The 12,608-nt window shown below is 33.9% G+C and carries 13 protein-coding genes; 10 read left to right on the top strand and 3 right to left on the bottom strand.

Annotated elements, in window-relative coordinates; genetic code table 11:
* Nucleotides 1-14: 14 nt before the first annotated feature.
* Complete coding sequence (locus V7M80_RS00830) at nt 15-881, bottom strand: AraC family transcriptional regulator (protein WP_333693338.1); 867 nt, start codon at nt 879-881, stop codon at nt 15-17.
* 227 nt (nt 882-1,108) lie between these two features.
* On the opposite strand from V7M80_RS00830, the gene hemA reads away from it, so the two are divergent.
* The 9 genes from hemA to V7M80_RS00785 all read left to right on the top strand — a co-directional run bounded on the left by hemA (nt 1,109) and on the right by V7M80_RS00785 (nt 9,996).
* Nucleotides 1,109-2,401, top strand: coding sequence for a glutamyl-tRNA reductase (gene hemA / locus V7M80_RS00825; protein WP_333693337.1), 1,293 nt, complete (start codon nt 1,109-1,111; stop codon nt 2,399-2,401).
* Nucleotides 2,394-3,368, top strand: a complete 975-nt coding sequence (gene hemC / locus V7M80_RS00820; RefSeq protein ID WP_333693336.1) for a hydroxymethylbilane synthase — start codon at nt 2,394-2,396, stop codon at nt 3,366-3,368. Before hemA ends, hemC begins: the two co-directional genes overlap by 8 nt.
* Before the next feature lie 11 nt (nt 3,369-3,379).
* A complete protein-coding gene (locus V7M80_RS00815) occupies nt 3,380-5,122 on the top strand; it encodes a TrkH family potassium uptake protein (RefSeq protein WP_333693335.1) in 1,743 nt (580 codons plus the stop codon).
* 11 nt (nt 5,123-5,133) lie between these two features.
* Nucleotides 5,134-5,823: a potassium channel family protein gene (locus V7M80_RS00810; protein WP_333693334.1), complete on the top strand. Its 690-nt coding sequence runs from the start codon at nt 5,134-5,136 to the stop codon at nt 5,821-5,823.
* A 1-nt stretch (nt 5,824) separates the two neighbouring features.
* Nucleotides 5,825-6,490, top strand: coding sequence for a uroporphyrinogen-III synthase (locus tag V7M80_RS00805; RefSeq protein ID WP_333693332.1), 666 nt, complete (start codon nt 5,825-5,827; stop codon nt 6,488-6,490).
* Between the two features lie 16 nt (nt 6,491-6,506).
* Nucleotides 6,507-7,532: a uroporphyrinogen decarboxylase gene (hemE, locus tag V7M80_RS00800; RefSeq protein WP_333693330.1), complete on the top strand. Its 1,026-nt coding sequence runs from the start codon at nt 6,507-6,509 to the stop codon at nt 7,530-7,532.
* A 50-nt stretch (nt 7,533-7,582) separates the two neighbouring features.
* Nucleotides 7,583-8,485: an oxygen-dependent coproporphyrinogen oxidase gene (gene hemF, locus V7M80_RS00795; protein WP_333693328.1), complete on the top strand. Its 903-nt coding sequence runs from the start codon at nt 7,583-7,585 to the stop codon at nt 8,483-8,485.
* A 57-nt stretch (nt 8,486-8,542) separates the two neighbouring features.
* Complete coding sequence (gene hemB, locus V7M80_RS00790; protein WP_333693326.1) at nt 8,543-9,532, top strand: porphobilinogen synthase; 990 nt, start codon at nt 8,543-8,545, stop codon at nt 9,530-9,532.
* A gap of 65 nt (nt 9,533-9,597) precedes the next feature.
* A complete protein-coding gene (locus V7M80_RS00785) occupies nt 9,598-9,996 on the top strand; it encodes a c-type cytochrome (protein WP_333693325.1) in 399 nt (132 codons plus the stop codon).
* A 6-nt stretch (nt 9,997-10,002) separates the two neighbouring features.
* On the opposite strand, the gene V7M80_RS00780 is transcribed toward V7M80_RS00785, so the two are convergent.
* The gene (locus V7M80_RS00780; RefSeq protein WP_333693323.1) at nt 10,003-10,683 is read right to left on the bottom strand and encodes a response regulator transcription factor; all 681 of its coding nucleotides are present in this window, start codon (nt 10,681-10,683) and stop codon (nt 10,003-10,005) included.
* Nucleotides 10,676-11,947, bottom strand: a complete 1,272-nt coding sequence (locus V7M80_RS00775) for a sensor histidine kinase (RefSeq protein ID WP_333693322.1) — start codon at nt 11,945-11,947, stop codon at nt 10,676-10,678. Before V7M80_RS00775 ends, V7M80_RS00780 begins: the two co-directional genes overlap by 8 nt.
* Nucleotides 11,948-12,116: 169 nt before the next feature.
* Here V7M80_RS00775 and V7M80_RS00770 point away from each other — a divergent pair, with 169 nt between their 5' ends.
* Entirely contained in the window at nt 12,117-12,560 is a 444-nt protein-coding gene (locus tag V7M80_RS00770; RefSeq protein ID WP_333693321.1) for a DUF1573 domain-containing protein, read from the top strand.
* The last annotated feature ends 48 nt before the right edge of the window (nt 12,561-12,608 follow it).

Raw genomic sequence — 12,608 nt, 5'->3', positions numbered from 1 at the left:
ATTTTTTTTAATTTTTAACTCGACAACGACATTAAATACTTCTTCGGAGTAGTACCGAATTTCTTTTTAAATGCCGCAATAAAATGCGAAGCGGTGCTGTAGCCTATTTGAATTCCCACTTCATTTACATTATAGGTGCCACTGTCTAATAATTTTCGAGCATATTCCATTTTGTAATCAAAAAGGAAACTGTAAACACTGTCACCATAAATTTGTTTAAATCCTAATTTTAATTTTTTCAAATTCAGCCCTACTTGATCGGCCAATTCTTGAAGTCCCGGAGGTTCGGCCATATTGGCAATTACGATTTCTTTGGCTTTTTTTATTTTCAATACGTTTTCCTCATCTATCAAGAATGGACAGTGCTCTGCATTGGGGTCTTCGCTGCGGTTAAAGTACAAACTTAAGAGTTCATACCCCTTGCCTTTGTAATAAAGATTTTTTATAGAGGCATTTAAATTGTAATGAAAAATTTGATTCAATACAATGGCCATAGACGGACTAATATTTTCCTCTGAGTAGTATTTTTTCTCTCTGTTATTTTCACTCAAAAAAGGAATGTATTCGGCTTCCTTTGAAAACAAAGTGTGAAATTTCTTGATAGAAACCAAAACAGAAATTATCCAAGATTGGGGAGCGATTTCCAAATGAACCGGTAATTCTTTTTGCGGATTGTAGAGTAAAAGAGATTTTTCCTCTTTCATTTCCAAAGCATAATTACCTTGATTAAAAATAAATTTAGCTTTCCCTTTTAATCCAAAATGAAATTGAATTAAGCCCGTAGATACTTGTCTTTCAAAACGGATGACTTCGTTGGAATCGTTTTGAAATCGTATCAAAATAAAATCATCTTCAATTTTTATTTCTTCTTGTGAACCCATAGCGACATTTTTTCGTATGTAATTTGAGATACTTCGATTTTCATTATTTAGAATTATTCTAAACAAAAAATTTTAAAAGTATTGTCAATGCTACAAATATAAGAGAAATTACGTTGAAATCTATTTTTTGGATTGCGATATCTTCAAGCGATACAAAAAGAACTTTGAGCGATACTTTTATAGGTTTGTTACTAATAATTTTGTTGAACTTTTAGGAAAGTGAATTTATGGAAAATTTAAACTTATCAAAACATCAAACTTTTTACGCCGTTGGGCTGAGTTATAAAAAAGCTGATGCAGAGACAAGAGGGAAATTCAGTTTAGACGATAAAGCCAAAACCCAAGTGCTCATTCAAGCCAAAAATGAGGGGATTGACAGTTTAATTGTAACTTCTACCTGTAACCGTACCGAAATATATGGTTTTGCACAACATCCTTTTCAATTAATTAAATTGATGTGCGAAAACAGTAAAGGAACCGTAGAAGAGTTTCAAAAATTTGCCTACGTATACAAAAACCAAGAAGCCATCTCGCACATGTTTCGAGTAGGAACGGGATTGGATAGTCAGATCTTAGGTGATTTTGAAATCATAAGTCAAATAAAAAATAGTTTCATAGAAAGTAAATCTTATGCCTTAGCCAATTCTTTTATGGAACGTTTGGTTAATGCAGTCATTCAAGCCAGTAAGCGAATTAAAAATGAAACTGAAATTAGTTCTGGAGCCACTTCTGTTGCTTTTGCTTCAGTTCAATATATAATGAATAACGTGGAAGATATTTCTCAGAAAAATATTTTGTTATTCGGTACCGGGAAAATTGGAAGAAACACCTGTGAAAATTTGGTTAAGCACACCAAAAACGATCACATTGTTTTGATTAACAGAACCAAAAATAAGGCTGAAAAAGTAGCCGGGAAATTCAATCTGATTGTAAAAGATTATACCGATTTACCGGTTGAAATTCAAAAAGCCGATGTTTTGGTTGTTGCTACTGGAGCTCAAAACCCTACAATCGATAAAGATCTTTTGAATCTAAAAAAGCCCCTTTTGATTTTGGATTTATCAATACCCAAAAACGTGCACGAAAATGTAAAGAGTTTGTCAAATGTGAGTTTGATTCATTTGGATCATCTTTCACAAATGACAGATGAAACTTTAGAAAAACGAAAAGAACATATTCCGGCAGCAGAAGCAATTATTGCCGAAGTCAAAACCGAATTTGTTGCTTGGATGAAGGCTCGAAAGTTTGCTCCAACCATTCATGCTTTAAAAGAAAAGTTGAATGCTATAAAAGAAGGAGAATTGGATTTTCAACGTAAAAAAATATCTAATTTCGATCCGGAACAAGCCGAGATTATCAGTAATAGAATTATTCAAAAAATTACAACTCATTTTGCCAATCATTTGAAAGATGATACTACCATGGTAGATGAAAGTATCGAATGGATTCAGAAAGTTTTTCAAATAAACCCTTCACATACAGAGGGCGAAATACTTCAAAAAGCAGGATATAATGAATAATAATTCTGCTTTATCACAAAATTCTCTAGAGTCTGGAGGCCTTATACGAATTGGTACCCGAGATAGCGAACTCGCACTTTGGCAAGCCCATACCGTTGAACGTAAACTCAATAATTTGGGTTATGCTACTCAAATCGTATCGGTAAAATCTACTGGAGATTTAATCTTAGATAAACCCTTGTATGAATTGGGAATTACCGGAATTTTTACTAAAACTTTAGATGTTGCCATGCTCAAAGGCGAAGTAGATATTGCGGTTCATTCTATGAAAGACGTTCCAACCGCTTTACCCAAAGGAATTGTGCAAGCAGCGGTTTTAGAACGGGCCTCAACCTTAGATATTTTGGTACACCAAGGCGATTTGTCATTTTTAGAAAATTCAGGAACAAGTCCTATTACTATCGCAACCGGAAGTTTGAGAAGAAAAGCCCAATGGCTACATAAATATCCTACGCATCATGTTGAAGATTTGAGAGGCAATGTTAATACACGCATGCAAAAACTTCAAAATAGCCATTGGCAAGGAGCTGTTTTTGCTGCAGCAGGATTGGAAAGGATTAACTTAAAACCCGAAACCTATTTAAATTTAGATTGGATGATTCCCGCCCCGGCACAAGGAGCGATGATGGTGGTTGCCATGGAAAACGATTCGTTTTCAAGAAATGCACTCGCACAGTTAAACCATAATGAAACCGAAATTTGTACGTTTGTTGAACGTCAATTTTTAAAAACTTTAGAAGGCGGATGCACTGCACCAATTGGAGCTTTAGCAGAAATAATCGAGGATACTATCTTGCTAAAAGGGGTTCTTTTTTCTTTGGATGGAAAGCGTAAATTGGAAATAGAAAAAACGGTAAAAATCAATTCGTATCAAAATTTTGGCGAAATTTGTGCTACCGAAATTTTAGAAAATGGAGGTTTTGAGCTCATGACAGAAATCCGTTCTGTTTTGGCCAAAAAGAACTAATAGAGCAGTTTATGCAAAAAGATTCCATACTCAAGATAATTTACAGGTTTTTTGATCTGATTGTATTAACCTACATTGTTTTTGATTTCGGATATAGCGTACATCAAGTATATCATACACCCAAGTTTATAGGATTGGTACTCATTGCATTGGCATTATTGGCTTTCAATATCTTTAAGTACTTTTATTATAAAACTTCAGGCAGGAAAAAAGTAGCATTAGTAAATTCGGTTATCATTGGAGTTTTACTTTTGGTTTCTTTGGTCATTTCTATTATTCATATCGATTTACATTATCTGGATGTTTTAAAGAAGATTAGGCCTATTTTAGAAGCCGGTCTTGTGTTTTATTTCATCATACGATTGATGATTTTGGTTAGATACGTGTATGAAGTTTATTACAATCCGGCCATTGTTTTTGTAGGTAGTTTTTTTGCGATTATTTTAATTGGAGCTTTTTTATTGATGTTACCCAATGCAACGGTTCACGGTATTTCTTTTACCGATGCATTGTTTACAGCTACAAGTGCAGTATGTGTAACCGGTTTGATAGTTCTCGATACGGCCACAGATTTTACAACTATTGGTCAAACGATAATAATTAGTTTGATTCAAATAGGGGGATTGGGAATTTTAACATTCACCTCTTTTTTTGCTTTTTTCTTCAGAGGAAGTTCATCGTTTAAAGAGGGTTTAAATGTTCGTGATTTTATAGCACAAGAAACCTTGAAAGACGTCTTAAAAGCCGCTTTAAATGTTGTTATATTTACAATAAGTGTTGAGTTGATAGGTGCTTTGTTTATTTACTCTTCAGTTCTTGACAATCCAGAGATACAAGACAAAGTGTTTTTTTCCATCTTTCATTCTATATCCGCTTTTTGTAATGCCGGTTTCTCTACATTAACCTCCGGTTTAGCTGAGTCACACATTCAGTTTAATTATTACATGCAATGGGTAATTATCTTGTTGGTAGTTTTTGGAGGTTTGGGCTACAACATCATTTTCAATTTCTATCAATACCTAAAAATTTATGTTTTGGAGTTTTTTGATCGCAAACGCATTCACAAACAGGTGAGCGTTATGACGCTAAATTCTAAGATTGTTCTTTACACTACAGGAGCATTATTGTTGGGAGGATTTGTGTTTTTAATGATTTCAGAATATTACAATACGTTGCAATTACATCAAACGGGTTTTGGAAAAATTACAACTGCTGCATTCAATGCTGTTACCCCGCGTACAGCCGGATTTAACACTATGGATTTTTCAACATATACCGTTCCAACCTTATTATTTGTTATTTTTTTAATGTGGATTGGAGCCTCACCGGCTTCAACTGGGGGTGGAATAAAAACCAGTACTTTTGCCTTAGCAACACTCAATATTTTTGCTATTGCCAGAGGAAAAAGTCGCATTCAAATTTTAGGAAGACGCATATCGAGCGAATCTACATCAAGGGCATTTGCTATTTTATGTATTTCGCTAATTGTGATTGGATTTGCGATATTGGCATTGCTAATTTTACAGCCCAAAGGAACCGATTTATTGGCTGTAGTTTTTGAATGTTTTTCAGCATACAGTACAGTTGGCCTAAGTTTAGGCTTAACTACAGAACTAACAGAGCCTAGTAAATATGTTTTAATTGCTACCATGTTTATAGGCAGAATCGGGATGCTCAATTTGATGATTGGTTTATTAAGACAAATTAACCATCAGTTTTACGAATATCCCAAAGAAAATATTTTAATAAACTAAAATTAAGTAAAATGAAAATTATCATTTTTGGATTGGGAAATTTCGGGATGTCACTAGCTCTAAGTTTGACTGAAACGGGAAATGAAGTGATTGGGGTAGATAAACAAATGGATAAGGTTAATCTAATCAAAGATAAAATTTCTCATGCCATTTGTATGGATTCTACAAATGAATTGGCTTTTGAAGCCCTCCCATTAAAAGATGCAGATAAAGTTGTGGTTGCTATTGGAGAAAACGAAGGGGCCGCTATAATTACTACTGCTATTATCAAAAAATTATCAAACGCAAAAATTATTAGTAGAGCTCTTTCTCCCATTCACGATACGGTTTTGGAAGCTATGGGGATTTACAGTATCATACATCCGGAACAAGAAAGTGCAGACCGACTTACCAAACAAATTAATTTTAAAACGACCTTAGAAAATTACCAATTAGATAATAATTATACCATTTCTGAGGTGAAAGCCAAACCGGAATTTCATGGTAAAACGTTATCCGAACTGAATGCAACAGACAAATACCATTTGAATTTGGTAACTATTATTCGAAAAAAAGAAAAAACAAATTTAATAGGTAAAAAATCAATTGTGAAAGAGACTATTGGTTTGCCAACCCCCGAAACCATTATTTATGAAGATGATATTTTAGTGGTTTTTGGTGAAAATAAAAACATTTCTATCTACTGCGAAGAGCAAGAATAAATTGGAAAATAGAATCAGAATAGTATCCACTAAGAAACTTCAACCCAACCAAAAACAGTTTTTACTCAATGCTGATTTTCGTTTGATTGAAGCTGATTTTATTCAAATTAAACCACTTAAAATCAATATACAATCAAATTATGAATATTTGATTTTTACCAGTCAAAATGCGGTTTTGAGTGTTTTAGAAAATGAAAATCATCCAATTTTAAAAAGTAAAGTTTCCTTTTGTGTGGGAATTAAAACCAAGCAATTGCTTGAAGCAAACGGATTCCAAGTTGAACAATCTTTTGATTATGCTGAAGAATTGGTTGATTACCTTTTAAAACAGCATTTCGATAAAAAATTTACTTTTTTTTCCGGAAATTTGAGAAGAGATACGATTCCGAATGCTTTTCAAAAAAACAATATTATTTTTGAAGAAATACAAGTGTATCAAACCCATTTAACGCCACATAAAATGAATAATTTGGTTGATGGGATTTTGTTTTTTAGTCCGTCGGCTGTTCAAAGTTATGTAATGGAAAATACGATTACAAATGAAATTTGTTTTTGTATTGGTACAACAACTGCGGCCGAATTAACAACAAACAATAAAATAATTGCAAACCAACCCACCGTTGAAAATGTAATTATTCAGTGTATAAATTATTTTAATAAATCATAAGTTTTAAATATTGAATATGATAAAGAACGATCTTTTCCTGAGAGCTTTAAATAACGAAACCGTTGAGCGTCCACCCGTTTGGATGATGCGTCAAGCCGGAAGATATTTACCTGAATTTAGAGCTTTACGCGACAAATACGATTTTTTTACGCGTTGTGAAACACCGGAATTAGCAGCTGAAATTACGGTTCAACCCATTCGAATTGTAAAACCCGATGCAGCCATTTTGTTCTCAGATATTTTAGTTGTACCAAGAGCCATGGGTATTCATGTGGAATTGAAAGACAATTTAGGACCCATTATTCCGAATCCTATTCGATCCATGGAGCAAGTGAACCAAGTAGTTGTTCCTAATATCGAAGAAACGTTAGGTTATGTGATGGATGCCGTGAAATTAACCAAAGAAATGTTGAATGATGAGGTACCGTTGATTGGTTTTGCCGGTTCACCATGGACGATTTTTTGTTATGCTGTAGAAGGGAAAGGTTCTAAAAGTTTTGATACCGCCAAAGGATTTTGTTTTTCCAACCCAATTGCGGCTCATACGTTATTGCAAAAAATAACCGATACCACTATTTTGTATTTAAAAGAAAAAGTGAAAGCGGGTTGTAATGCCATTCAAATTTTTGATTCTTGGGGAGGAATGCTTTCTCCGGTGGATTATCAAGAGTTTTCATGGCAATACATCAATCAGATAGTAGAAGCTTTGGCTCCTTATACCAAAGTTATTGTATTTGGAAAAGGATGCTGGTTTGCATTAAATGATATGGCCAAATCAAAAGCTTCGGCTTTAGGTGTAGATTGGACGTGTTCTGCTCGAAATGCTCGTTACTTATCTGGCGGAAAAATCACTTTACAAGGAAATTTCGACCCATCACGATTATTGTCACCAATTCCAACCATCAAAAAAATGGTACATCAAATGATTGACGAATTTGGAAAAGATAGCTACATCGTAAATTTAGGTCATGGTATTTTACCAAATATTCCGGTAGACCATGCTAAGGCTTTTGTAGAGGCGGTGAAGGAGTATAACAAATAAACAGTCACAGTCTCAGTTTACAAATAAGCTGTGACTGAAAACTAATTAAGATGAAAGACAAATTTTATCAATACATACAAACCCTTCAAGACCAAATCTGTAAAGGTTTGGAAGATGTTGACGGCGGTTCCAAATTCCGCGAAGATATTTGGGAACGTCCCGAAGGTGGAGGAGGCAGAACTCGTGTAATTGAAAATGGGAACGTTTTTGAAAAAGGCGGTGTGAATATCTCAGCCGTTCATGGTAAATTACCCGATACGATGCAAAAAATGTTTGGTGTGGGCGAAGCCGATTTTTTTGCCTGCGGATTGAGTCTGGTCATCCATCCTAAAAATCCTATGGTGCCAACCGTTCATGCCAACTGGCGGTATTTTGAAATGTATGACCAAAACGGAAACATCATCAACCAATGGTTTGGTGGCGGACAAGATTTAACGCCGTATTATTTGTTTGAAGAAGATGCGATTCATTTTCACCATACTTGTAAAACCGCATGCGACAAACACAATCCCGAATTTTATCCCAACTACAAAAAGAAATGCGATGACTATTTTTGGAATGCACATCGCAATGAAGCTCGTGGTGTTGGCGGTTTGTTTTTTGATTATTTAAAAACAACCGATACTATGACGATGGAAGATTGGTATAATTTCGTTACCGAAGTTGGTAATAGTTTTCTTGAGGCTTATGTTCCAATTGTAGAAAAAAGAAAAAATGCAGCATACACAGCCACACAACGTATGTGGCAAGAAATCCGCAGAGGGCGTTATGTAGAATTTAATTTAGTGCATGATAAAGGCACTTTATTTGGTTTGAAAACCAATGGCAGAATCGAGAGTATTTTGATGAGTCTGCCGCCGCATGTACAATGGGTGTATGACCATCATCCTGAAAAAGGTAGTGAAGAAGAAAAACTATTAAAAGTATTAAAAGAACCTATCAATTGGGTATAACTTTTCAGTAATTACAATTTGAAACTTTAAACCTGAAACTTTTTAAACTAAAAAACTATGTTTCCATTAAGAAGAAACCGAAGATTAAGAACCAACGAAACCATTCGTTCTTTGGTTCGTGAAACTATTCTTTCGCCCAGCGATTTTATTGTTCCGCTATTTGTTGTGGAGGGAAAAAATGTAAAAGAGGAAATCGCTTCTATGCCAAACTATTTCCGTTTGAGTTTGGATTTATTGGAAAAGGAAGTCAAAGAATTGGCTAAGCTAAATTTAAAAACGGTTTTAGTTTTTGTAAAAGTCCCCGATAATTTAAAAGACAACAAAGGAACCGAAGCTTTAAATCCCAACGGATTGATGCAACGAGCTATAAAAGTGATTAAAAATGCGGTTCCGGATATGATTGTGATGACCGATGTAGCTTTAGACCCGTATTCGTCTTTTGGACACGATGGTGTGATTGAAAACGGAATAATTGTAAATGATGTTACTTCTGCCATTTTAGCTGAAATGAGTTGCTCACATGCCGAAGCCGGTGCTGATTTTGTAGCACCCAGCGACATGATGGACGGAAGAATTTTAGAAATCAGAGAAGCGTTGGAAGACGAAGGGTATGTAAACACCGGAATTATGGCCTACAGTGCCAAATATGCTTCGGCTCATTACGGACCGTTTCGCGATGCGTTAGATAGTGCTCCGGTGGATGCTCAAAATATCCCGAAAGACAAAAAAACGTATCAAATGGATTACCATAATCGTATCGAAGCTATCCGAGAAACGCGAATGGATATAGAGGAAGGAGCTGATATTGTCATGGTAAAACCCGGAATTGCCTATTTGGACATCGTTAGAGAAGTAAAAAATGCGTTTGATGTTCCGGTAGCGGTTTATCAGGTTTCGGGTGAATATGCTATGATTAAAGCGGCTTCAGAAAGAGGTTGGCTAGACCACGATGCGGTAATGATGGAACAAGTAACGGCTATCAAAAGAGCAGGTGCCGATATGATAGCGAGTTATTTTGCTAAGGAAGTAGTAAAGATAATTTCGTAACTGATAAATATCACCTTTTTCTGTTTTTTTAAGGTGTATATTTGTGTAAATCAAACACCTAGACCATGAGAAATCTATATTTTTTATTTATTGGTTTGTTTTTATTTTCCTGTCAAGATAAAAAGCAAGAGCCCTTTGGGAAAGAAGCGTCTGCAACTCCTGAAGTAACTGAAAATTCAGTAGAAGCTAAAATTAAATTGGGAGAAGAACTTTTCAATGGGGTTGGACTTTGTTATACTTGTCATAAACCGGATCAAAAAGTTATAGGCCCAAGTATAAAAGAAATAGCTACAATTTATAAAGAACAAAATGCCGATATGGTTGATTTTTTAAGAGAAAATGCCAAACCAATTGTTGATCCAAGTCAGTATGAAGTGATGAAAACCAATTTTTCGATTACCAAAAGTATGACCGATCAGGAACTTCAAGCTTTGGAACTTTACATGTATAGCCTAATCAAATAAATCGAACTATTCTGTTACCAACTTAAACCCAACTCTCGGTATATTTTCTATCCGAATGTTGGGTTCGTCTTTAAATATTTTTCGCAATCGAGAAATAAAAACATCTAGACTCCGTCCCATAAAATAATCGTCTGTACCCCACAATTCGATTAAAATAGTCTCTCTTTTCAAGACTCTGTTTTTATTATCTAAAAACAGTTTTAACAATGCCGATTCACGTTCGGTTAAATTGATTGAATCTTTTCCTTTTGAGACACAATAATTTGTAGGGTCAAATTCAAAAGAACCAATTGTATAACGTTCATTTTTATAACTGGTTTTTTGGCTTCTATTTAAAAAAACTTCAATTTTAAGAATAAGTTCTTCCATACTGTAGGGTTTCACCAAATAGTCATCGGCACCTAGTTTTAAACCTTTGATGCGATCTTCTTTCATGGTTTTGGCCGATAAAAAAAGAATGGGAATTTCTCGGTTTCTTTTTCGTATTTCTGTGGCCATTTCAAAACCATCCATATCCGGTAGCATCACATCAAGTATGCATAGATCAAATTCTTCAGTACAAAATGCATCAAATCCTTTTTGACCATTGGTGAAATGCGAAACCAAATATTGGCTTTCCAAACTATCTGCAGTTAAAAAACCCAGTGTTTCATCGTCTTCTACATATAAAATTTTTTTCTTATTCATAAATATCTTTATTAGGAATAAAAATAGAAACGGTAATTCCTTGAATGGCGTTGTTTTGAATGGTAATTTTCCAATGGTGTAAATCCATTATTTTTTTAACATAAAACAGGCCTATTCCAAATCCTTCAATATCTTTTTTGTTTTCTCGGGGTACTCTGTAAAATTTATCAAAAACATAATCTAAATGTTGAGGATCAATACCGCTACCATTATCAGAAATACGCAATTCCATACCTTTTCCAGATTGGATAGTTTCTATTTCAATTTTAGGTTTTTCGGGTCCATATTTTAAAGCATTGTCTATTAAATTGTAAAGAATGTTCGTAAAATGAAATTCATCGACATTAATTTTTATTGAAGTGGGAATTCGAATCGTAATTTCACATTCTTTTGAACTTTTTAGTTGTGAGTTTTCTTTTACCAGTTCGGCTATTTCGTAGAGGTTTACGGGTTTTTTTTCCAATTCAATCCATTTAGAATCGCCTTTGGCTACGTTTAAAATCCGCTCGATATGCAAATTCAATTTTGTACTTTGATTGGTTATGATTTGCATGTATTTTGCCAGTTTGGGATTGTTTTTTATTTCCTCTTGATGAGTTGCATATTGAGAGGCAATTAATATAGACGCTAAAGGAGTCTTAAATTCGTGCGTCATATTATTGATGAAATCGGTTTGTAATTCGGTGTATTTCTTTTGTTTTAGAAGTAAAAGTACAGAATATACATAGATAATTAATACCAAGAATAAAATGAAAGTATAAATCCAATATTGACCTAAGGAAGTTATAAATTGTTGCTTTAATTCCGGAAATCGAATTGCGAAATAATAAATTAATCCTTCTTTTTTTTCAAAGCAATTTTCACAGGTTTTTTGGGGCTCCTTTTTTTGAGAAATGTAACTTCCGTAAATCATTTCATCTGTAGCACAGTCGTATATGGCATATTCATAATCCATTTCCAATTTAACTTTTGAAAATTCGGATTTTAAATAGTATTCTAATATTTCATGTTCAAATACATCTTCTATATTCACAATATAATAGTCGTCGGTAATTTTTTTAACCTGATTGGTAATGTTTAGATCGGTTTTGTTATCGCGATAAATACGTTTGACTACATCTTGAAGAGCAAAATGAATTTTTTCTTCAAATTCTTTCTTTTCAAAAGAATAGGCTTTGTTTAGCATCAAAAGTTGCATAACAATTACACCAACTATGGCTAGAAACCCAATAAAAATAATGCTATTTAATTTTGTTACTTTCAATTTCTCTGAAACTTTAAAGGGTAAAATTATCTACAAATTTAGTGTACAAGCCTGAATAATATAGCATTAACATGTCGTTAACAAAAGTTTTAAAGTGCTTAACACAATTATAAAATTAGCAAGCTATATTTGTAATTCAAAATCGAGACTAAATTTAAAACGAATATTTATGAAATCAGTAAAAACCACATTATTTTTAATTGCAGCTACTCTTTTTGTGAGTGGTTCTGCCATGGCTCAAGAAAAATCAACTGAAGTTAAACCTACTATTACAACAAGTCCTGCACCTCAAAAACCAACTTCTCCCGTAAAATGGAAAGAAGAGGTTCATGATTTTGGTGATTTGAAAAAAGGAGTGCCTGTATCTCACGATTTTACATTTGTAAATACAACAAAACAAACCGTTTTAATTACCAATGTAAAAGCAGCTTGTGGTTGTACCGCTACAAATTACACCAAAACTCCAATTAAACCAGGAGAAACAGCTACAATTACAGCAACTTACAATGCAGCTACAGCCGGTCCGTTTTCAAAAACAGTTACGGTTTCATTGAATGAAAATGAAGTGCCTAAAATTCTAACTATAAAAGGTAAAGTTGTTGAATTACAATAATCAGATTTTCTAAATTATAATTCATTTAAAAAACCATCTTCTAGCTAA

The sequence above is a fragment of the Flavobacterium sp. genome, assembly GCF_036759525.1.
Classification (GTDB): Bacteria; Bacteroidota; Bacteroidia; order Flavobacteriales; family Flavobacteriaceae; genus Flavobacterium.
This window is presented reverse-complemented; position numbering and strand designations above follow the sequence as displayed.